The organism is Pseudoalteromonas sp. SANK 73390 (assembly GCF_054966645.1).
This window is the reverse complement of record NZ_ARPN01000178.1, coordinates 15,178-39,150: the sequence shown is the minus strand read 5'-3', so window position 1 is coordinate 39,150 and position 23,973 is coordinate 15,178. Positions and strand designations below refer to the sequence as shown.

The following is a 23,973-nucleotide window of genomic DNA, read 5'->3' as shown; positions in this document are numbered from 1 at the left end:
TCGCCTATGTTTTCTTGCTCTGAGTTACTGAAGAAAGTGAAATAACTAGACCAAGGATTTAAATCCTCAAGATAGAGTGTAGACACGCCCCCTTATATAAATTGCACCGCTCTATTGTTTAAATCCGATGGTGCATAAGCGAGTACATCGACAAAAATAACCTTACAAACTACAAGGGTGTAATACAGTGTAATGCGTATCCTCTAACAGTCCGTCTATGATTACTTGAGCTCAAAGACAGCAGTTAAGCCATGTCAAATACTCGCTGTCCAGAAATTTGTATGAGGCTTAATAACAATGTTTGGCGAACTGTGAAGCAAACCATTTCAAGGAGATACACTATGACCATTAGCCATCAAAACAAAACCAATGAATCTCGGGTTAGCCTGAGCAACAGCGAACTGCCCATTCATGGCGCCCGCCAGGTAGACAGTGTGGCGCACACTCAGACCATTGACCTTATCGTTCATCTGCGTCGTAACCAAGACAGCAAGGGTCTACCAAGCAGTGAAGAACTCGCCGCTACGCCCGAAAAACAGATATTGACTCAAGAGCAATTTGCCCAATTGCATGGTGCGGCACCACAAGACGCTGACAAAGTTTGCGCATTCTTAAACGAAAACAACCTATGTGTTCATGAGGTTAATCTGGCATCACGTCTGGTACATGCCAAAGGCACCGTTGCAGATATCAGTCGCGCATTCTTGGTCCACCTTGGCATATACAACCACCCTGACTTTAATCGGAGCTTTCGAGGGTATCAAGGGGCGTTAACTCTCCCTGCATCTCTAGGTGACATTGTACTTGGTGTTCACGGTATTGATGACAGACCAACAGTTCACCCACATCTTAGGACACAGTCGCAAGACAACTCGGCAGTCAGCCTTACAAACTATGAAGAAACGAATTGGACTGCTGCCTTTACACCTCCACAGGTGGCCCGTCTTTACGATTTTCCGTCAGATGTGACTGGCAAAGGGCAATCGATAGGCATCATCGAAATAGGTGGACCATACAATGGCAGCCCTTATGGCGGTGGCTTCGAGCAACAAGCGCTACAGCAGTACTTCGAAACAGTGACCGAAAGTCCCATGCCTCAGGTCACATCCGTGCCTGTGATGGGTTCTGTCAACAACCCATATGGCGGAGGTAGCGGCGAGGTCTATCTTGACATTGAAGTTGTGGGTGCAATCGCGCCAGAATGCCAGATTGCTGTCTATTTTGCATCGTCTTTGGCAGCTGCGCTCAAAGCAGCGATTCATGATCCACAGCGTCACCACACAGCGATTACTATCAGTTATGGTGGAGCCGAGCAGTTACACGCTCAGCAAGAATATCAATTGATGAATGAAGCATTATACGAAGCAGCCTGTATGGGGATCCCCGTATTTATATCTGCAGGTGACAATGGCTCTGGTGACTTGCGAAGTCAGGAGCAAGGAGAGTTTACTGTATTAGCAACAAGAGCGAATGTCAGCTTTCCTGCCAGTAACCCTCACGCCATTAGCTGTGGAGGCACGAAACTTGTGGCTGAAAACGGTGTCATCGAAAAAGAAACCGTGTGGAATAATGTGATACTTGGCCCTGATGCCAGGCCTGGACAAAACCTCCCCCAGGGGGCAACCGGTGGCGGTGTAAGTCGGTTGTTTACAACAGTCCCTGCATATCAGCGCAATGCTGATATTAACCCTCAGTCCGTCAATCTCGGTCATAATACCGGCCGAGGTGTGCCAGATGTTAGTGGGAATGCAGATCCAAATACGGGTTTTCTTGTCTACGCACCGCAGCCGTCATCGGCAAATGGCGCGCCACTCCAAAATCAGGTTCAGCCCATTGGCGGCACCAGTGCTGTTGCGCCGTTATGGGCTGCACTGAGCGCTTTACTCGGCGAAAGCCTTAACAGCCAAGGCCCTTTAAAATCGCTCAACAACACCTTTCTTTACAACATTACCAATGGCTCAATGTTCCGCTCTATCACTGAAGGTGATAACAACACCTCTCCTTTGGTAGGTGGTTATGAGGCAGGCCCGGGTTGGGACGCTTGTACCGGATGGGGCAGCCCCAAAGGCCTGTCAATCCTAGAGCAACTCAAAAAATAATGTATCAACCTGTACATTAACAACATGGCTTAATGCAATTGGTGAGCCATGTTTACAGTGCTTTGAATGAACGCTACCAGAGAAACAAAAAAGGAGTCGAAGGATGATTTAAGTTTAAAGGTATTACGACCAGGCAAAAAGCTGTTTACCATCATTAGAATAACTGAGCCAAAAGCCTGCGGTAATACGCTCTTTGCCAACCACCGGGGTAACCTTATGATAAATTCGGGCGGCATCAAACACCAACATACTACCCACTGGCATACTGATAATGTTTTGGTCGGCTTCGGCTAGTTCATCAGGTCCACTCGGATATGGCGCATCATATAAACCAAGCTGACCCCCCCTTTGAGCGTTTTGTAAAGTAATAAGGCAACTTAATTCAAAACCAGGCATTAACTTCGATAAAGCCTCAGAATCGGCATAAGGTAAGCCTTGTTGATAAAACTCCATATGGGCATGAGTGCCTAAATACCCACCTTCAGTCATAATACGCAGGGTCACCATTGGCAGCGGTGTGCCTTTAAAGTGCAGCCTTGTAATGTCGTTTTGCTCGGTCAAACTCGACAGTAATGCCAACAATTCATCCTGCGTACCCGGCGGCAACTGCGCAGCGAGAAAATCATCCCACTGCTTTACCGCACTGTTGCTTTGATTGGTGTCATTGAGCACCTGCAATTGCCAAACATTTGGACCCATACCAAACACGTTGCTAAACTGCTCGGTTTTAGGCACGGGTACGTCTTGTTGCGCGGTGATGTTGATTAGTTTGTTGACCGTGTCATCATCCAGGCATTTTGAAAAAAGCACACCAGCGATGGCATGACCGTTACTATCAACCAAACCGTTTGGTGTAATACGGGCTTGCTCAGGGTCTTCAACGATAGCGTAACGTCTAGCGTTATCAGTTTTATTTGTCATTCAACAAATTCCTTGTCAACTCCATATGTACAGATTTTCATCACTTCTGGCAAAGCTTGCGAAACCGCCGATGGTAATGCGATCACAAGGTCCCTGTACCGGGCATACCTGATGCCAGATCCTACCTCCCGCAAAAAAGATAAGATCGCCGACCTGTGGCGCGATGGTATATTTTTGGATATCTTCGAAGTAGTTATCACGTTCCGGGCTAAAATGCGGATAACGCTCAGTATGTATTTCTTTCGGCGTGTCTTCCCACTCAAGATCAAATAGACATAATTCACCACCAGTTTTCGGTGCCTGCAATACCACAAAATAACTTAACTGATCATAAAGATCCGTTTTGGTGCCTAATTCCGACATCGACTCATATTCGTTGATAAATTCATTACCCGAATGGACATGCAGGCCATAGTTGTCCGGCTCGATTGTCCGGATAACTGACGCGCCATAGGTTTGGCCGTCAGCCGAATCAACAAAATCAACTCTTTGAGCGCCGGATAATTTTGAGAAAACGTCTTTGAGCCGCGAGTCAAAATCAACACCACAGTGCTGTAAAAACTCATTTCGGTAGCGTTTAGCAAACTCAAAATAGTGCTTTCTGTCCGGCTTGGCTATCATCAGTGGCTCACCGAGGATCTGACCGAAGGGCATGTCAAATTGTAAGTCTTGAGTGAACGCTGCCATCCCAGCAACGATTGCCTGTGCCTCTAGCTCAGAAAGCACGCCTCGAACCAAAAAACCATCTTTGTTGCCATGGTGTAACTCCTTGGCACCGTCAGGGTGACACTCACTCAGTTGCTCAAAATCGAGTGAATACCAGCGTAAAAAATCACAGTTTTCTTGCATTGTTGTACCTTTATTCTTATTGGGTTATTCCAATATCTTCCGTCGTATACAGATAAGTATCTAAGTCATCTCTTTCCAGCTCGGGATTGGGCTGTTTGGTTTGAATCGCGCACCAGTGAAACCTTGCAATATCTTCTGGGTAGGACGTTCCTTGGGCGTTCGCCTTTTCCCAGTTTTCTAACACGATTTCACATTTGTCCAAAGGAATGTGGTGGCGCGAATAACTACCGTAAAAGTGCACGAACATATCACCTTGCTTATAAAATTTAGGGTGGTTTTGCAATTGCTCAACATAACCAATTTTTGCCAACCCTTCGGGGTGTTGCTTGAGCACTTCAATCATCGCCTCTTGTTCGCCGATGCCGTTCCACACCTCGTCGGTGCAGATAAATTGCTGTTGTTGGTAGGCTTGTTCTAAAAACCACTTTGACCAGAGGGTATTGCGAATCAAAAACACCCCGGTATTGATTGGCATATGTTCCAAGCCAATCACTGGATCCACACCTAAGATCCGATAAAACTCCTCATGTGATTGCACAATTAAATCAAACTGAGGATCGCAAAAACTTTCCAAAGGACGGGAGTGATCGAAAATCAAAGTATCACTGTCGGCCCACAATACCCACTCATGCTCTTCAAAAGCCTTTAAAATGGCCGGGATCTTGGCCCAACAAGCCGGGCGATCGTTAGCGATATCAACATCTTGGATGAAGGTATAGCCATGCCGCTCACAGTAGATCCGCCTATTTTCAAGCGCCATAACCCCCAGCCGTTCGTATTTGAACATGTCGTTTTGCGCCGGGATATCATTAAATGTAATAACAGCAGTCATCAAAATAAGCCTTTATTTACCGACCTTTACAGTGATCGTATTGTTAATGTGTATACCTGAGAGTGTCGCTTCCAGGGTGTATTCAGTCGTGGCGGAGACTTCCACCTCCACGGAGCCCTTGCCTGAGCTATCAGGAGATAACTTTTCGCCTGAAGGTTGCAACACCAACTCATCACCGTCTTTAAAGTCGTTAACCCAAAATCCTAGTTTTTGTTTGCCCGCACTATCCAATACAGCATCGTCAGGGCCGAAATAGCGCACTTCAGGACCTTCCCCCCCAATAGTGCGTGTCAGCGGGCCACCGGGGCCTGTCACTGTGAGCGCCCACACTTCGTCCGCCATTGTTAAAGATGGTGGTTTGGCATATTTAACCAACGGCGCTGATACCCCATCGGCAGGGTTCATGGTTTTGTAACTAAAGTACACAATTTGTGCCGGGGTAAACTCTAAAATCACCGGCTCACTTTGTGCCGTTTGCTGTAATGGAGCCTGAGCATATAAAGTCACTGTCAGGCTTTCCTCGTTGCCGACCATATGCTCTGCCGGGATGTATTGGTAGCCGTCTGGTTGGTCGGCATCAACCGGTACCGATGAGCTGCCGGGATATAAAGCGGCGCCGCTGGCATAGGTGGTACTCCAGAATAATTTTACCGGCTCAAGAAAATCCAGTTTTGTGGTATTTCCCGCACTAAAGCTATTGATCTGCGGCGGCATCAGGTTCACCACAACCAAGGTGGATTTACGCTCAGTATTGCCGGCATTTTGCACTTCTACCTTGTAGAGGGTTTGCGGCACGCTCTGGTTTGGCTGCACTTTGAACTTACCGGAAAATACTGGTCCCGACCCTTCTAGAATTTCACTTTGTGTCGGCTGATTGCTAGTCAACACCACTTTCGCCCCGTCGGTTGCCGTCCAGAATATTTCCGTGAACTCAAAACCGCCGACTTTATCCGGACTGGCATATGCGGATATGGTCAAACCTTTGGTGATCTTACTTAATGTAAGCGCTACCGAAGTGCCTTTATCATCGCCATCACTGGCTTGAGCGGTGATAGCCACCCCATTGGTCGCAACCACAGAGTTAACGGCAATATCGCTGATCACTAAGGTGAATACACTGTCTTTTTGCCACACAAACGGTCTGATCGGCTGGGCGGTAACGGTGACCTTTGACGAACTGGGTTGCACGTCTTGTTGCCAGTTGCGATCAGTCACCGCGGCTGTGACTTCACTTTGCTTACCTTCAGTGACGAGATCAGATGCCTCTGGCCCCACTGGTATCTCAACAGTTATGGTGAAATCAAAGCCAACGTTGATGTCATTACCCGAGTCGTTTTTGACCTCAATCTGAATCGGCATTGTCTGTTCGGTCAATACCGCGTCCGGGGTAAGGGTATACTGCAGGTTCGGCACTTCAGTTACCTCTATATTATTATTCATAAGAAAATCCAGCGTTGGTGCAAAAGTTGAAAGGGGTGATTTGTCTGTGTCTGAGTTAAACGCCCCCGACAGCCGCATCCAACCCCAATATAGTTGCAAAGGTTGAGGGACTAAGGTCGCTTGGGCATCTTGGTTCGACACCTTATCTTCTGACCAGGTGGTTACACTGTCTCGCCAAACGTAGTCCCAGGTGCCTTTGATATCGGCCGGTAGCGGCATGCGGACACTATTGGGGTTAACCAAAAGTGGGCCGGCACGGGTGATAAATTGCAAATTCGCCAAAGCGGTATTGATAATACCCGGTGCCAGCAGCCGGCTTTGTAACGGCAGGTAACCGGTGATCACAGGCAATTGTTCAGACGGCTCCATCAACACCGTCAACATTCTCGGTGCCACTTTAGGCGGCGTAGTGCCAGTACCTAGATATTGGGTATTTTCCGAAGGCGTAACTGAAACCAAGTTATCCAGCACCACATATTTAAGCTCGGCCTCTGTGGCTAAGCTTTCAGGCATTTGAGTCACCAACTCACTGAAGCTATCAGGCCCTTCGGCTACAGCTCTGCGCAACGACCCGCTCTCAGGCGTATAGCCGTATACTGCGTTGACCGTATTGTAATCATCGTCTAGATAATAACCAGTTACACCATTGCCTGGCAGCCCTAAGTCGCCAACCCGCAGTGGAAACTTGACTTTGGTATAATCATTAGTGACCTGTTTACCCGTATTGTCATAACTTTGTTCATAAACCGGATCACCGCTGAGCTGCAGTTCAACACTTGCTCGTACCACAGCCAGCGGCTGGCCGACCAATATAGAAAGGTTACTTTTACTGAATGCTTCCGAGGTGGCGAAGTGGTTAACACTATCCATCAAATCCAATAGTTCGCCCAGAGCATCAACGCCATTTTCAGTTTGCGTCAAGATCCCTTCGACCATTGCCAACAGATGTTTATTGGCCAGATTAGGCGAACTGCCCAATGGAAAGTTCAGGCCCGGAGCGGCTTCCCAACGAACCCCGGTGCCAACATCTTTGACGATGGGCAAGATTACCCCTTGAACAAACCCGAGGCTATCGAACACCAGCAAACCGCCGCTTAACAAATCTGCGGCAATAAAACCACAAATCGGCGAACTACTATCAGACGAGTTGCTCGGGATCGGCGGCTCTGATTGGGCATCGATCAAATTAAAATTAATGCGCGCCGGTTGGGTTAATCTCGGCGGCAGCTGGGCATAAATCTGATTGCTCGAACCACCCGGTGTCACCATCGACTCAGAACGGACCGGTACAACATAACCACCAGGAAACTCGCCTTTAAAGGTTTGCCCCCAACCATCTAACACCCACAACCTCGATAGCGCCAAATGGCCGGACCGAATAGGTAAAAAATCAGGCTTACTATCAATCGGCGGATTAGGCACAATGGCACTAGCAGGCGTTGTATCCCCAGACTGATTGCCCTCAGCTTCTGATTCCGAACGCTGAATAAGCGCTTCAGTTAAGCCGCTCATCGATTGTATAACGATATCTGACGTCAGCAACAATCTGGACACTTCCTTTAAGTCTGTGCGCACAAACTCAGGAATTTGTAAATCAGGCGTTTGCAACAGGGTCCCGATCCGTGAGGCTAAAATGGTAACCGCATCGGAGTTCAGTAAAGTTCTGCCCTGATAATTAAAGGATGTATCAGCGACTTTTGTCGATTGCCACTGAAAATCAATCTCACCAAGCTGCCAATTATCCAGTGCGTCAGCCGGTGTGGTAGAGGTTGGGTGCCACTCCCCTTGCCATGCGATGTAAACTGGTGACCATGGTTGCTCCCAGTCTTGATTGGCCAGCGGATCCGGTGGCGTTCCGTCAAAACCGCTGACCTGAGCCATCAGTTGTACTGACAGAGAATCATCCAAACCTGGTACCGCTTTAACCGCAGATTGCAAATTCAATATTGCTTTTTCAACATCCGCCAAGGCAGGTCCCCCGCCTGCCGCAGTGAGCCACAATGTACCGAGCCAAGACAGTAACCCCGGATCGAGCATCATCGACTCAAGCAGCAGCCCTTTGGCCTCCAATGGAATATTGGCATACTCTAAAAACGCCAGGTCTAAACCAGCCGCCATATCTGCTGCGGTGACTTGCGCGGGCCATGTGCCGTCAACGGTTAAATTAAAGCCCACCAGCGTTTGACCGCTCATACGGCAGTCGAGATTTTTTTGGCTGATGCTACGATCGATAAACTTATCATCCGCATGGGTTTGCGCCACCAATATCACCGGGTCGTTAGCATCTTGAAATTGGTCTAAAGGCTGTAAACTGGCGACGTAATCAGACCCTAGTAAAGTATCCAGGGCACTGCGTTGGTGCTCTATTGTCGCTTGAGTTGTGGTTAAGTCATTGGTTAAAGTACTTATCTGTGTCGTCAGAGTCGCAATAGCTTCTTGAACGGTTGTGTTATCCGGTTGGCGCACCAATTTCCATTGCGCGGCAAATAGTGACCATTGCCGTGACTGCAAGGCGTCGGTTAAACGGCTAAGTTCAACTTCGCTGACATTGAGCTGAGTGAGCACATTGGTTTGTTCGGGGTCTAAAGGCACCGTGGTTTGGTTGGTTTCAGTATCGCCCGGCAAGGCGACAACCGTCTCATATCCGCCTGAAGAGCCACCGAAACGCAGCCCTGCGGTGGTAAATTCAAAACTAACGACATTGGTTAAAAAGGTGGTGATGGTATCTGTCATCAGCGCTAGGATCAGCCGCTCAATGGAATAACCAGCTACACCGGAATCAGGCAATTGCTCATTCAACCAGGCACCGAGCGCTTCACTGGGGGTATTACCTATGGCGACGGGCACTTCGCCTGAAGGCGGGATGTTGGTATTCTCATAAAATGCATCTTTGCCTTGCCACTGAAGTTTTTGTACCGAGCCATAAGGCAATAATTGACCAGGCAGGTTTTGTTGTGCTTGCGGTAACCCTGATGGGTCAACACCATTTTCTTTGGCCCATGCCTGCCACACTTTTTGGGCATCACTGAGATCTTGTGGCGTACCGTCACCCACTTGCATTTTCAGTGATTCCATTTGATTTTGCCACTGCTGCTCGTCGGTAAACCCTTGGGCCTGTTCTGCCGATACCCCAAGTAGCGGATCCCAGTCGGTCGGGTTAAAAAACCCGATCACAGAATAAGAAATGTCCGCCTTTGAATCCAATAGTGAGGTCAATGGATCATAAAAAGCCAATATATTGATTGCCGACTGGTAGGTCACAGAAAACGCAGGCGCACCGGGTGCCATAGAATACAGCCGCTTTTCCGTTGAAGGTGCGTCAGTCATCGGTTTAGTGAGTTCAGTGGCAACACCGATAAACGTATATTTATTTCGAGACTCAGGTGCAGGCCAGGCAGATTGGCCGTTAAATTCATCTTCTTTATCGCTTTGCAACAGCCACGCAGTTAGTGTCGGTGCAGTACCTGGATCGGCATCTTTTAAAGTGACAGAGCGCACCACCAACCAACGGTTGGGCAATAGCGGAAACTCAATACCATCGGGTTGCGATTGACCAGATCTAAGACCCGTTGGCACCGTCCAGTGCAGCTCTACTCCTAACTGGGGCACGCCCAACCCAGTTGCCGCTTCAAATGCTGCGGATGTCGGCACCGGGTTAGAGGTATTACGTAAATTGGTGTAATCCACCCCCACTTGAGAAAAGTTTTTGGTGATATCCCGTAAGTTCGGCTCACCCAATGCCAGTGCATCCACTGTCATCGGCGCTAGTAGACGCGGGCCAGACCATAACGCAGCAGTCATGATGATTCGCCTCCGCTTGATGCCTTACTCGGTTGTGGTTTAAACACTTGCAGACCTGCGGCCCGGATCATTTCAACGGCAAAATCTGCCGCAGATAAATCTTTATCACTCGGCCAATTATCGGTTTTGCTCAACCAACAGTTTAACTCTGCCATACTTCGCTTAACATCGATAACACCGGCGGTTTGGTCATCGTTGCGAAAAAATATTTGAGAGCGTACTGCCACATTGTCTTGCTTGATTTGTTGGCCGATTTGATCCGCTTGAAGGCTACGAACAAAGGTATAGGCACCTAACGTTGTACCGCCTTGGCAGTTTGGAAAAGGCGTTTCTTTTTCGACGCGTACACCAAAGTGAATACCTTCTGAGGGTTCTATGAGCTTCACTTGTGCCGGTAAATCTTCAAAGATTACCAGCAACACATCTTTAGCCAGTGGATCCATCCGCAGCAAATTGATTTTCTGCTCATTCTCATCCAGACCCACGACCTCCATCCCGGGATAGCCACCCACGACTGAAGAACGTATCAACATAACAGTAACCACCCCGCCTTCACTTACCGCTTTCGGCTCGGCGACACCACGGAGCTGACTACGCAATTTTTGTGCTTCTTGGTGGACAACTTCTGTCAGATTGACTTGCTGGTTTATGTCCGTGAGCATTTTCAGTGAACCCGTACGACCTAATGACAATGCCCCATCCATTGCACGCTCCAGCCAGTTGATGTCCATAAACGACCAGCGAATGGATTCAGACGGCAGCATACGGTAATCGGGCACCAAATACTCAAAAGGTACCCCATAGAGTAAAAACAGCCGAGACAACCAGGCTTTTATTGGTTCAGGCATATCTTCCGCTTGTGCGGTTGCGGCCTGCTGTAGTACTTGCTGAGCGGCCTCTGCCCTTGGCTTCCAACTCTTCATTATTGTTTTCCTTCAAGAAAACCCAACTGGGTCATAACAAATTCTAACGGATCCTCACCTGCTGAAGTGGCATCTCGCAGTTTCTCGGCATCAGGCAAATGTGCCGCACTGTTGGTACAGGCACGGGCACGTCGTTGTCTTATTTGAGGAATAGACACTTCACTGAGGTTCTGTTGCAACATGTGCGTCGCACGATGTGCCGTCGACAAATCGCTGCTCGACTCTGTGGTGCCTTTGGTTGCCTGCAACTGCTGAGTAACCAGCTGACTCTCCATAACCGTATGGACTGAAACCCTTTGCTGTTGTCGCCACAACTGCATCTGTTTAACAAATGAGGTATCTGACAGCGCCAGCAAACGGCCAATTTGCCAAGCTGCAGCATAAGTGAAATCGAACATCCCATTTTGAGGATTGTAACGAATGGCATGATCAGAAACCGAATACGTGGTTTTGAGTGGATCTTCACGGTTTGGCCAAGGCGTCAATACACCCCGTGTCCAAGCGGTGGTTTGTTCACCTTCAAGCAGTTGAGTCTGAGTGGGAACATAGCCCAAATTCAAAGCTTGCTCAGCGACTTTTTCAGCATCTGTTTCATTTGAGGCATCTGTCGAGGACATGCGTAGCACCTGGTTTTGACCAGTGTTTTTAATGTTCTGCAACAGACTGATGAAATCACCGGGAAAGGCTGACACGGTATATTGCCACTGAGCCAAAACCGCCAGGTTAATCTCTTTGCCGCTGACCGATGCGCCGGGTAAATTTTTACTCTGACCTTCTAACGATACCAAATAAACCGTGCTGGTACGCGCTTGACTGCTCGAAGACGCCGGTAACCGATTCGCCACCACCAAAGACCAAAAGCCATTGGCCAAACCGGTGATTTTATCGGTGGTATCGACATTGCGAACATGGGTAAGAAACGGCAGTTCATCCAGTGACGGCGCAATAGTTTGAAACAGCGCAAGATCCATTTTCATCAATTGTACTTGCTGGGCTTTCTCATCTGTGGTTAAGTTTGGCAGATCGGGCACCACTGTATCATTGGCTGTGTTGATCAAATCATCCACAGTCGCAGTAGTTGGACTTTTGACCTTGTCTTTTTCAGTGTCATGCACAACCAGCAACGCCAGCCAAGGGGTATTGTCGGTAACATCACCGGGCACTATTGGCCTTGCCCAAGGCAAGTCTTGGGTCAGCACCACATGAGGCAAAGCCTCTGCAAAATTACCGGCATGATTGCCCGGCGGATAAACCGATTGCAGATCTGCCGGTTGAATACTGAACCGTGGTGCCATAACTTGCAGTGTTTGGTTGGCAATGTAGTCAGGCGGACTATCGCCATCAGGACCAAGGTCAACACTCTGAGTTACCTTTAACTCATATGTACCCGCTTTTAATGGCGCAATGCTGGAGTCATAAAACGTCACTTTACCGGAGAGTAAATCACTGTCCGGACCAATAGTGTTACTCATTAACGTTCTCCCTCTAGTTTTAAACTGACACTGACTCGCTTAGGTTTGGTTATGCAATGCGCATCTGCGCCCAAGTGCAAACCTTGATTATTTTGCGAACCACGCAGGCTATTTTGCGTGTTGTGACTGAACACCCCAACCAATTGCTCGGCATGCTTCGCGCGCACCATCAAGCGCACCCATCTGTCAATCGCCAAGCCCGAAATATCCACACTCGCCGTTTGACAGCCGATACTGCGGTCATCTGCCAGCAATGGTGCCAGTGAGCGTTTAAGCAGTTTACCTTCGGCATTTCGCTCGACCACCGCCACTTCAATATCATCGGGGTCTCCATCGACCAACACACAGGCCAAATCGTGATGACCCGGTAGCCAAGTGGTAACCCAACCCGGACGGTGCTCATCAACATGCTCAACCAAATTAAAACTGAGCATGTGGTCGGCGGCGCAAACATCTCGCTCATTAATACTGTGCATGCGAATAACCGCTTGTGGTTTAACCAAGCAGTCATCCCCCATTAAATAACGGGCATTGACACGAACCAGCTGGCTACCTCTTTGCCATCCGGCAATCTCAGGTTGATTGTCAGCCCCAGTGACGACCGCGTGGTCGATACCCTGCGGCAAGTTCACCGCCACATTATCATCGCTGGTTTGGTCATGCATAAAGGTCGGCTCAAGCCGCTCATCAAAGCCCATCACCCTGATCCCCAGTTGACCGTTACAAGTGATACTATGACCCGCGCGCTTATCAAGGGCCCAAACTGCAGCGGTACCGCGCCTGAGGCTTGGATCCCTACCCAAACGCTCTGATTCAACCCAGCTAGCGCAGACCGTACGACGGGCAAAACGGCCCTGCCCTTGTGCGATTAGGCGACCGGCATAACGACGCGCCCCGCCCAAATTTCGTGGCGCGGCCAGTGGTTGCTCCTGAACCAAGGTCTTGGCCTGAGGGGTAAAACGGGTTAACTTTTTGCTCGAACTCGGTGCAAGGGTTTGACTCAATTCGGCCAATACCGGCGGTGCCTGGAAAATATCAGTCGCTTGCCTGGCCATCACGTACAAATCCGGGTTTAACGGTGCCAGTAATGAACGCTGTTGCAACGATGCCAGAATTTGATTGCGCACATCAACGATACCCGCCGCCATAATTGTTTCCATGACGGTCTGAATAGGCTTTGTCTGAGGCAAAGGGTCTGCCGGAGTATACGGCGCATCAACCGACAGTGGTAAACCCATATCGCTGAGGCTTTCTGTACCGAATACTGACAAGTCGGCAGGCCCTAACTCACCGTTGTGTTGATAGCGAACCCCGGCAATGGCGGAACCTGTCATGGTATCGGGAATGACCGTATTGGTCGCAGGCGCAGTTTTGGTTTGTAAAGGTGAGGTTGCCCACAACCCCATCGGACTATTGCTGGTATATGGAAGCAAATCAAACGTGGTGCTTTCAATCGGGAAGTTAGTCCCTTGTGCCATAATGCTAAAGGTCACCTCAGATGCCAAGGTGCTAATATCCATCGGGCGCACACCCAACGGCGTACCTTTGCTGATAGGCGTAATATCACCGGCGATGGCTTTGGTGCTAGGCACCGCAGACTCGGCCTGTAATTCAAACCCAATACGTTGCATAGTCCAGACATCAGTATTAGCCTCACCTTCAATCAAACCAGCAGGGATCTGTAGTTTCAATACATTCTGCTTGCCTGACGATGCAGCTGCCAGCTCAGCGTTTACCGGTGGTTTAGTCGCTGGCGGTAAGAAGTTCTCAGAAAATATTTGCCAGCTACCGATAGGCTTGTTGTCCAAATCCGGGTTTTGGTCGCCGATTGGTATAGAGAAAGAGATCACATACCAGTTGACCGTGACCTTACCTGCAGTAGGCGGCCCCCAAAGTTGTAACGCCGCACCGATTTCGGCTTTCAGGCTAATGGTTATTCCAAGCAGCTTGATGGTAAACGCCGCACCGACACTGATTGAGATATCAACGTTAAAATAAAATGGCTTCCACGCAATAATAAAATCGGCATTGGCTTTAAACCATGCACTGAGCGGACCGGCTTTGTATTCCAAATCTAGCCTGCCACCTGCCATCACCGCGTTAGGCGTCAACGCAAAATAGGCTTCACCGACAATACTGGCTCCAGCAATAGGCCAGCGCAGCCCTAAACGCGGTACCACCGGGTAATAATCCGGCGGGGTGTAATTAGGGTTGAATCCACCCAACGTAAGACAGAAGTCTCCGGAATGTTCATTCGGCGACCACCAAATGGTTAAGGCGAATCCACCGGTGATCTTACAGTTTTTATCCAGCACAAACGAAGCAGGTGTCAGCCGTGCCTGAGCCAATAAAGAACCTTCGGTAATGTTAACGGTGACAATCAAACCAAGTTGGGCAAACATCAACGCTTTTTTGGGATCTTGCACCAACGGCGGCTGAGAAATGGTCGACACTCCCAGCAATGACATCACCAAAGAGTTACCGAACTCCACCACAGCCAGGGCTGTCGACTCAATTAATGCATAGCTGGTAAACTTCACACCGGCGGCAACCCAATAGGCGCCGACTTCCGGTTTCACCACCTGTGACATTTTGCTCAACGCCTCGCTTGGTGTCGGATCAGTGCCAAAAATAGCTGACGGATCATTCGCCGCCTGAACCAGAATAAAATCTTGCACCTTATCAGGCTGTGGCAATATCAATGAGCGATTGTATGCAAAGCCGCCGGAAAAGCCTTTAATGAAAAATGACGGTGGCCCGCCCAATGGAAAACCACTGGCGGCAAAGACGAAAAATGACGGATACTTATCATCAGTCGTGGGATCGGTCATCAGTCCGTATGAACCCACAGCCGATACTCCAAAACGGCCGATGTTGACATTCATTGCACCGTTGTACAGCACATCATCACCGGATTGCTCTTTAACCAGTCCACCCGCGATATCTACCGAGCCAGATTTAAATGACACGGCTAGACCGCGCAAGTCCATATCATAAGAGTCCAGTGACAGCGGTTTAGAAACATTCACCCCTACCGACAAATCAAACACAGTCATAGACAAGGCGCTAATGTCTAATCCGCCAGTAAAGCCAACTCCTAATCGCGTCGGTTCGTTGTCCCAGGAAAAACCGACTTGCTGGACACTCAGCGGTCCGAAAGATTGTTGTATCGGAATAATCACTTCGTTGACGACTTCACCCGAGGCATTTTCTAACCCGGCCCAAAATTGACCCGGGTGAGTGTACGCGGCAATCGCACTGAATCTTGGGTCTGTGGGTGGGTTGTTGGCTTCAGATCCGCTGCTTCCGCTACCTAGTAGATTGGCAGCAACAGGGTTAACCGATGAGCCTTGCGGCAGGGCATTTGGTGATAATGCCCAACCTAAATCGGCAAACTCCAAACTACCGCCGATGACCGTTTTGTCCAAATCGTCAAAGGTCAATTGCATCAAGGTTCGGGGGCTGACCTGCTGCATCGAAAAGCGTGAGACCGATACCAAAGGCGCTTGGCTTTTCCCGTGAATATCCAGCCCGATATTGCCTAATACCAAAGATGTTCCGGCAAAATTCGGGGTGTAGTCGGGGGCATCGGCGATCGGCAGATAAGCGGCAAGCCCTGGTTGCGGTTTGACAGTCCCTTGTTGGCCACTTTTATCTATCCAGATATCATTTTGCGCGCCCAATTGGAAGGTCACATAAGGCAACGCATTGACGGCTATATCGTTAGCCTGAAGCCGTATCCCGTAACCGAGTGTGTCATGCTTTTCAAGGTATATACCGCCTTCTTTTCCGATGGTGAGTACCTTAAGCGGATTGGTCAACATCGCTGTGAGGAAACCACCGATAAAGCGCTGCGGCGTTAACTGGGTCAAAGTATCTATGCTGACTAGCACATACTTATCTTCGACTTTCTCTAACAAGCCACCACCAATTAACAGATCGCCCGGCGTCGGTGCTTTATCTTGGTCAACGATTTTCGCGTCTAACCAAGCTTTCACCTGAGTGATGTCCAGCAGTAAAATAGAGCCGTAGCGTGGTACTACCCACTTGAGCACATCAAGCAGCCAATCTTTGAGAGTCACACCGTTAAAGAATTGCGGCAGTAGCTCCACTTGCAATGCCGAGGCAACATTGTTGTCCCGTTGTGGGTCAAACAACATATTAAAGGTATTGTTGGCGGCATCGAATTTCATCAACAACGCTGGGCCTGAGTTCTCCAGTACCACAGGTATTTGCAGGTTCAAGCCGAAGCTGAACATCACATCAAAGTTGTTGGCCGGGTCAACACCCACACCGGTACGGGAGACAGTGACATCGAGCAGCCCGGTATCAGGGAAGTCTACCTCGGTCCAGAAGCCGAACAAACCGTTATCATCACGACCGGATAACAGCGTGATCGGAATATCCTTGCTCGGTATCCAGCTAACCAAACCTTCTTTAGGTTCGATGGTACCGGGGATAAGACCAGTCAATAGCGTTGTAATTGCTTTCGCAGTGCCGTTGGCACCATCAGCTGACAGTCGGACATTGAGCCAGTCCAGCGCCTTTTGCAAGATCTCCTCAGGGGTGGTGGCCGAGCTTAACTCAGTGACCAGCGCTGCGACATCCAGCTGTTCGGCTCCGCCGGCAACCCTTAAACGATTGACAAAATCTTCCGCTTGAGTGCCTTGAAGCTTGTCAATCAGCACCCCGGTCAGCTCCTTGGCCAACTCCTGCACTGCCACAGATGTCGCCGCTTCTATCAAGGCCTGCCAACCGGCAAATGGGACTAGCGCCAGTGTTGGGCCTTCGGTCTGGCCCAGACTCAGCGTAAAACCTTTGTCGTAGCCGGTAACGATATACACCTTGGTCGTGGTTTGCTCGACTTTTACCGAGCCGGTAATGCCGGGTTGGAAAGTACGGTTAAGAGCAACCCCAGCGCCTAACGTGACCATGGCAACATTTTCTGAAATGGCTTGGGTGGTCTGCAATGAGGTGACAAATTGTGGATCATCAGAGTTACTGTCATCTACTGCAAATTGCAATTTCACACCATAGGGGAAACCGCTGACCAACACCCCTGTTTGACCGCTCGGCAACTGCTCTACCTTCATGCCGTTGCCGGACACTTCAGGGATCTCTTTAAGCAGCGTACCAACACGATTAACATCCAATGTGCCCTGAGCACCGAACACTGAGCCAGACAGCAGCCATTCAACGGGATTATCAAATAAACCCAGCAACGACTTGAAGGTAAGTTGCTCCCCTTGTTTGACCAACAGACCTAACCCTTGCATCAGCACCGCGGCCAATGGATAAGGCTTTATGACATATTGGTCTAACAGCAAGGTAACGAAGCTCGAGACTGTTTGCGGAGGTCCCAGCACAGTCACCTGGTTGATGAATTGCTCTGTGCTAAATGGATAGAGTGTCAATTCAGGTGCAGCAGGCGTTTGACCGTCACCCCATAAGATATTTACGTTCAGCGGTCGCGTTGTCGAAGCTTGACCGATGCGCCAACTAACACTCGGCGCAAATGACATCCGCACTTGCGGAATATAGCAATTGATATCGGCACTAAGGATGCCGTTGCTCAGATTCAAAGACAAAACGCCGGATAACTCAACAAAAGTGCCAATCGCTATCGGCGCTTTGGTGGCAAGCTGGAACTGTTCACCGTTAACAACCTGCCATTTAAATTGACCGAAATCACCTTGATCCGACCCGGCAATAGCAGTCGTTAACGCTTTCACCCTATCACTGTCACCAAGCAATGCTTCAAAGGCATCGACTAAAGTACTGACCGGAGCGGAGGCCAGCTTAACAATGGCCTCAGGCACTGGCGCGTAACCAAGTGATTTGGATGACAACAAACCCAGAGCCGACAGCATGTCCAGTACCTGACTCGGTATGGTCGGCACAGTGATACCCAAGAGCTGTTCTAACAGGTTAAACAAGTTGGTCCGGCCTTCAGCATCTCCAAGGACTTTGACAATCCCATTTGTCAGCCAATTCAAAGGATTGGCGAACAGGCCATTCCAACCTTCGCTTGAGATACCTGCATGCTCAGGATCGGTTAGCAACAGTCCCAAATCGGCAAACAGCTTGTAGGTATTTTGGAATGTTTTGTTGTCTTTGAGCCCCTTCGCGGTGTACGCAAATGCCGTATTTAAGGCACTAAAGAAAGCCTGTTTATTGGCCTCAAGCGGCAGTAGTTTATCCCCCGAAACCAACAATGGAATGGGCGTGATGACCAAACCTTGATCAAGGGTAAATAATAGTTTCACCATCAGCCCGTCGATGTCCTTACCGTCATACGTGGTAACAGGCCCTTCGGTTGACGTCATGGTGGCGGACAAGAGTAAAGAAGGCACATGCTTATCCGTTTCCGGGGTATCCCCAACCGGCACCTGCACTGCCAATATTTGGGCATCGGTAACCACCTTGATACCGTTAACAGGCTCGCTACTGCTTTGCCTGCCCAGCCCCAACCCGAGGCTGTCTGAAACACCACTGAACACCAACAAGTCGAACCCTGACGCAAACGCTAACGGTAAGCGCAGCGGCTCATCAATGCTACCTGCGCCGCTCACAGAAGGTACCGACTGACCATTAGTAATGGCCCAAGCCACCACGGAAGTGGCGGCTTTAAGGTTCGCAGGGACCGAAGTGATACCTTGTAACTGGGTTTTTAAATCGCCGATAGGATCGTTGAAATTGGCCGGGGCCAGTACCGGCATGGTGTCTGGCCAATGGATCTCTTGCGGCAAGTGAGCACCGAGATCTGGCACCAGCCCCAATACACCATCCATCGCCAGCGCTGCGGGCTGTTCCGTACGCGCGATAAATAAGCCGAGCAAACGTACCAATAAAGTGGCGAAATTGCTTTGCTCCATGAGCTTATCAAGCTCAGTGGTATCGCTAAAAATCAAATCCTGGTCTAATGCCAAGGCGTCTGAACCTATCTCAATTGCCGGTTTAGACACGGTCATGTTCCATGCCCAGCTCGACATATTGCCCCAACTAACGTCCATACTGGCGCCGTCGGCGGTAATTTTCGCGCCGACAATGTTCGGGATTTGTAATTTTTCATTGAGCCCCATCGCTGCACGCATCAGCGGCAGCCAACTGGCGGTAACATTATCGCCGATGTCCAGTTGCACCAAATGAACGTCGACATCCAAATCGATGGTCGGAAGATTAGTAAATTTAAGCGGCGGATTGACGCTAAAACCAAAAGTCAATAACTTGTCGGCACCACTGCCGGGCTCTTGGAATATCAACAGGCTAATCGGCGTACTGGCTAGACGTACCAGCCATGGAGAAGTACGGGTGCCATCCCCATTAACGCTGATCGTTGGGCCTCCGACTTCGGCCAGCAAGGTCCCAAACGCTTCAACAATATAGGTAAAGGCTAACTTGTCACCGGCATTTTTACTCAGCAAGTCGCTGTAATACCCGGTCATCGCCTGGATCGGGTTGGAAATCGAATCCAATAATCCTGCGGCTGACAGCGGTGGTGTAGCAGGCCAAGTGTCGCCACTTGGCAATGTCGGTGGGATCAAACCGATGATGGTGCCCACTGCGGTGCCAAAGTCAACATGCTCACTACCGCCGATGCCCAACAATTGTTTCAGTTTGTCAACGATTTCACTGATCAGAGTATCAACCCCGACCTTGGCAATCTGCTGTGGATCCAACAGATTCAAAGACTCATATTGACCATCTGTTGTGGTGACATTGATGAGTTGAAAATTGGGCTGCAGTTGCATGCCCTCGGCAAGCACAATACCAGCCTTAACACTACCGAGCGATAATTTAATCGGGGAATCAGTTTCTAGTAACAACTGACCTGTAGTACCGCGCTGGAAGACAAACCCGGCCTCACCACTTAAAGAGTCAGGTTTTGATGATAAATTACCGTTAAGGTCGAGGTTCATTTGACCCAGCTCGACAGCGGCGTTCATCACCAATTCATAATCATTGGAACCGCCCAAACCTTTCGGCTTCGCCTCAAATGCCACGCCGGGATAGAATTGACGAACCCCTTGCGCATTGGTTTGATAGCCCAAGGTAAACAAGAAACTACCGACATTATTGACGTCAGCCAAAGTTACACTGAGCGGGTCATTCCTGCTACCGCTACCGCTGATCGTCGGCCCAGTGGTGCCGATCAGCTGACCTAAAGCATAGAGCCAAGCTTTACCGGCTTCAACATCATCAAGCAATCGCGCAAACCAAGATAAAATCGTGGCGGCGGGGTTACCGCCTTGCGCGGCGACCTGAGACATCTGAACCCAATTAAGCAGCGGCACTTTACCGCTCGCCCCTGGTACATTTTCAGCCAAACCCAACACGGGTAACACATAAACTAGTTTGTCTTTGTCGATACCGGCCTGAGCCAAAGCGCTCATGGCAATAGCGGCAATACTGGAAAGGATCTCCTGGTCGGGTAATGCCAACAGGTCAACCAATGAGATATCTTTGGCCTCGTCAGCATTTGGCAGTTTAAAATCGACAAACACTAAAGACAGGTCAACCGGGTCGCCGCTACCTAAATCGATAGAGGCCGAAGTTTTAATCCCCTTCAGTGAGATATCAACACCGTCGAACAACAGTTGGTCTTCACCCGCGGATATTGACGCGCCGATGGAAAACGGTCTGCCCGTCTTGCCCATAGCCAAACTAAACTGACCGTTACCCAGCTCCACCATAGGTAAGAGTCCCCAGGCAAGCACTTTAATTGAATCCGGGCCAACACTTTCTTGTGCGCCGGTGGCAAGATCCAGCTTTTCAGCCTGTTTACTCTGGTTAGGCCCACTCTGATTAGGAAAATGCCATTGCACCAAAGAGCCCAGACCTATCACCTGAATCGCTTCATTTTCCGGCGAAGGATAAGAAACTAAATACAAACCGGTATGGGTAGCGCCGAAATTCAAAGGATACCAAGTGCCTAACAAAGTGGGATCGGTAACCGGAATGCCTAAAGCATTGCCTCCCACTTCACCTAGCAGTTGAGTAATCGCGGCAACAAACTCTTCTGGATTGTGTTTAATCGAGGTCTGAGTAACGGTAAAAGGGTCTTCAAACCAACCGGCTTGCAGCTCCACCACACCATCTTTGACTTTGATGATGCCGATCATCTGACCCAATGACAGCAGCAGCGGGTCTATATCTGAAGATGGAACGATATCAGATGACATTTAACTATCTCCTTTGTCAGATGGATCCAGCAATGCAATGTAGGTGTTGATGGCATGAGAGGTCGCGCCATCGAAGTCGGTCGAGCCACCGAGAGTAATATCGGTACCGTAACGGGTTAACAGACTGTTCCAGCTGACACGGGCAATGGCATCTTGCAACCGACTAACCAAAAAGACATTCTTCTTATATTCCGGATAGATACTTCTCAACCCATATCCCGCCGCCGCCGGACTGCCGTAACAATAGGCATTGACAGAAGGGACCTCGTCAATGGCATTGAAATTAAAATCTAAAGCCGCAACCATTGCCGCCATAGCACCGATGCTGTGGCCAGCAATGACCAACTCGTTCTTGCTGAAATCCAATGTCTTTAGATAGTCCCTTAGCTGCGTTCGATTGTCGTTGTAAACTTTGTAAGCACCACCATGTACATCGACACTACGAGGCAACCAATCGATGACCGTGTTAAAAAAATGCGCAAGGTCGTCCATCGCTTCGGCATAAGTCGTGTCGGAACGAAATACTACTGCATACAGGCCAGGACTGGGCCGATGAAACACACTTATCCAGGGGTTGTTATCCGGAAAAGCGTTGACCAACGACCAAGAAGAAGGCAAAGTGGGTGCCAGCTGAGGGTGCTGGGCTCGTTGCGCCGCTGCGGCACATAACTGAGTCATCACATAAGACAGTTGAGCATCATAACCATCCGCTTTGGTCGTGCTGACATTTTTAGGATTCGCGGTGGTGGTTTTATCATTTAGCACATCAGTATAAAATGGACCACTACGCTCCCACCAAGGAGCATCAAAGGCGGGCAACGAGGCTTTTTGTGGAGTATTGGTCCCCAGTTGCGCCAACGGATGGTCCTTGCCGTATACAGTCGGCTCGGTGGGAAAGAAGTCAATGACCGGGCTGATACCGGCGCTCACTGCCCAAGCATCGCTAATACTCTCGGTAAACACACTTTGAAAACCACTACTGGCATTTAATGGCGCCGAAAAGGAATACAAACGTATATCTTTAAATTTAATTGATATTTTTTCTTTATCTGGCCTAAAGTCAAACGCCGCCAATTGAGCAAATGCCGCGCCTATTCCCTGCCCGCAGATCAACAACTCTGTATTTTCAGGCACAACCAGTTGTGTTACCTCTTTAACGAGCTGCCATAGCGCTTCTCGCATAGACAAATAGATATTTTGCAGTGCACCATTAAAACTGACCTCCCCTGAAACAAGCGGCTCTGAGGCTTGCTCAGTCACTTGCAGTTGCGCAAGACGCTTCGCTTGTTCATGAGTGTTATTGCAGGCCCAACCCTGTAAGCAGTTCATTTGATTTAAAGTGCTGCTGACGATGTTTGCCGCATCCCCGGTACCGTCAGGATCGGACATGATCGAGTCAGACAACACCGACTGCTGTAAAAATGGATTGGGCTGCAAAGAAACTGTATTGAGAAAGTCCGTCCAGGGCGAGCCCAAAACAAGGGCAATTTGATTGTTACTTCCTACAAGATTACCGATACAGGTATAGGCCTGAATCCCATTGCCGACGTTAGTGCCAACCAGACCCCAGGGAGGAGGCAAACCTTTAGTGAGCAAGTTACTGAGATCACCCATTGCCAGTGAAGCCAGTTTTTGCAAAGACACGGAAATCGTTTCGTCATATGAAGCCATGGCGTATCCCCTTACAGTTATGTAGAAAAGTTAAAAAGCGAACTCAAATATCGACGTGATAGTTACCGTTATTCCCAGGCTCTCCGGCTCTTCCTGCATTGCCCGGATCGCCTGTACTACCAGCAAGACCTGCACTAGGAACAGGTGCACCACTACACTCACCTTTTCCAGGTTCACCGCCTGCGCCGCCCTCACCAAATTTACCACCTGTGCCGCCGGGTTGGCCAAAACCACCGGGTACCGATACGGTAACATTTGACTCATCGTCAGCCTTAACAACCTTCACTTTAATGTTTCCACCGTTACCGCCATTGCCACCACTACCGCCGTAGCCACCATTACCGCCGATGCCGCCGTTACCACCGTTTCCACCTGCAGTACAATGTGTTCCTTTGCTGTCACCGCTGCCACCGGTACCACCTTTACCACCCGTGCCACCGTCACCGCCGTTACCCGCTTTACCACCATCACCACCTTTACTTTCGATAGCCAAAATGCCACCGCTCAGCTCATTAATGGTCAATTGGAGTGATGCCGCATTTGTACCATCGGTACCGGATGTGCCGTTTGTGCCATTGCCGCCCTGTGAGCCATTGCCACCAGCGCCTGCGGCATCGCAGGAATTCCAGCTACACTTGCCTTTATTACCAACAAGGCCGTTGTCACCCGGGTCACCCATATCACCGTCAACACCGTTTGTACCATTAACACCGTTGACTAAAATCGTTGCTTCTTTACTCATTTTCTATTCACTCCTTATGAATGATTTGATTCGTATTTCAA

Annotated in this window: 10 protein-coding genes; 1 reads left to right on the top strand and 9 read right to left on the bottom strand. The window is 49.4% G+C overall.

Annotation, left to right across the window (positions count from 1 at the left end):
• Nucleotides 1-341: 341 nt before the first annotated feature.
• Nucleotides 342-2,099: a S53 family peptidase gene (locus tag SANK73390_RS19655; RefSeq protein WP_462768042.1), complete on the top strand. Its 1,758-nt coding sequence runs from the start codon at nucleotides 342-344 to the stop codon at nucleotides 2,097-2,099.
• Between the two features lie 123 nt (nucleotides 2,100-2,222).
• On the opposite strand, the gene SANK73390_RS19650 is transcribed toward SANK73390_RS19655, so the two are convergent.
• Genes SANK73390_RS19650 through SANK73390_RS19610 form a run of 9 tightly spaced genes read right to left on the bottom strand, consistent with a single transcriptional unit; the run spans nucleotide 2,223 to nucleotide 23,932 of the window.
• The gene (locus SANK73390_RS19650; RefSeq protein ID WP_462768041.1) at nucleotides 2,223-3,020 is read right to left on the bottom strand and encodes a 2OG-Fe(II) oxygenase; all 798 of its coding nucleotides are present in this window, start codon (nucleotides 3,018-3,020) and stop codon (nucleotides 2,223-2,225) included.
• A gap of 15 nt (nucleotides 3,021-3,035) precedes the next feature.
• Nucleotides 3,036-3,869, bottom strand: coding sequence for a 2OG-Fe(II)-dependent halogenase WelO5 family protein (locus SANK73390_RS19645; RefSeq protein WP_462768040.1), 834 nt, complete (start codon nucleotides 3,867-3,869; stop codon nucleotides 3,036-3,038).
• Between the two features lie 16 nt (nucleotides 3,870-3,885).
• Nucleotides 3,886-4,701 (bottom strand): glycosyltransferase family protein, encoded by an 816-nt coding sequence (locus tag SANK73390_RS19640; RefSeq protein WP_462768039.1) that lies wholly within the window; start codon nucleotides 4,699-4,701, stop codon nucleotides 3,886-3,888.
• A 12-nt stretch (nucleotides 4,702-4,713) separates the two neighbouring features.
• Nucleotides 4,714-9,942: a hypothetical protein gene (locus SANK73390_RS19635; protein WP_462768038.1), complete on the bottom strand. Its 5,229-nt coding sequence runs from the start codon at nucleotides 9,940-9,942 to the stop codon at nucleotides 4,714-4,716.
• Nucleotides 9,939-10,865: a hypothetical protein gene (locus SANK73390_RS19630; protein WP_462768037.1), complete on the bottom strand. Its 927-nt coding sequence runs from the start codon at nucleotides 10,863-10,865 to the stop codon at nucleotides 9,939-9,941. Before SANK73390_RS19630 ends, SANK73390_RS19635 begins: the two co-directional genes overlap by 4 nt.
• Entirely contained in the window at nucleotides 10,865-12,292 is a 1,428-nt protein-coding gene (locus SANK73390_RS19625; protein ID WP_462768036.1) for a hypothetical protein, read from the bottom strand. The genes SANK73390_RS19630 and SANK73390_RS19625 overlap by 1 nt, the downstream gene beginning before the upstream one ends.
• Nucleotides 12,293-12,336: 44 nt before the next feature.
• Entirely contained in the window at nucleotides 12,337-21,519 is a 9,183-nt protein-coding gene (locus SANK73390_RS19620) for a DUF6603 domain-containing protein (protein WP_462768035.1), read from the bottom strand.
• Entirely contained in the window at nucleotides 21,520-23,190 is a 1,671-nt protein-coding gene (locus tag SANK73390_RS19615; RefSeq protein WP_462768034.1) for a lipase family protein, read from the bottom strand. It abuts the gene before it with no gap.
• Nucleotides 23,191-23,233: 43 nt separating this feature from the next.
• Nucleotides 23,234-23,932, bottom strand: coding sequence for a hypothetical protein (locus SANK73390_RS19610; protein WP_462768033.1), 699 nt, complete (start codon nucleotides 23,930-23,932; stop codon nucleotides 23,234-23,236).
• Between the last annotated feature and the right edge of the window lie 41 nt (nucleotides 23,933-23,973).

Excerpts from the sequence above, each read along its gene's own strand:
- SANK73390_RS19655 (WP_462768042.1), top strand. The coding sequence starts at position 342 with ATGACCATTAGCCATCAAAACAAAACCAATGAATCTCGGGTTAGCCTG.
- SANK73390_RS19650 (WP_462768041.1), bottom strand. The coding sequence starts at position 3,020 with ATGACAAATAAAACTGATAACGCTAGACGTTACGCTATCGTTGAAGAC.
- SANK73390_RS19645 (WP_462768040.1), bottom strand. The coding sequence starts at position 3,869 with ATGCAAGAAAACTGTGATTTTTTACGCTGGTATTCACTCGATTTTGAG.
- SANK73390_RS19640 (WP_462768039.1), bottom strand. The coding sequence starts at position 4,701 with ATGACTGCTGTTATTACATTTAATGATATCCCGGCGCAAAACGACATG.
- SANK73390_RS19635 (WP_462768038.1), bottom strand. The coding sequence starts at position 9,942 with ATGACTGCTGCGTTATGGTCTGGCCCGCGTCTACTAGCGCCGATGACA.
- SANK73390_RS19630 (WP_462768037.1), bottom strand. The coding sequence starts at position 10,865 with ATGAAGAGTTGGAAGCCAAGGGCAGAGGCCGCTCAGCAAGTACTACAG.
- SANK73390_RS19620 (WP_462768035.1), bottom strand. The coding sequence starts at position 21,519 with ATGTCATCTGATATCGTTCCATCTTCAGATATAGACCCGCTGCTGCTG.
- SANK73390_RS19615 (WP_462768034.1), bottom strand. The coding sequence starts at position 23,190 with ATGGCTTCATATGACGAAACGATTTCCGTGTCTTTGCAAAAACTGGCT.
- SANK73390_RS19610 (WP_462768033.1), bottom strand. The coding sequence starts at position 23,932 with ATGAGTAAAGAAGCAACGATTTTAGTCAACGGTGTTAATGGTACAAAC.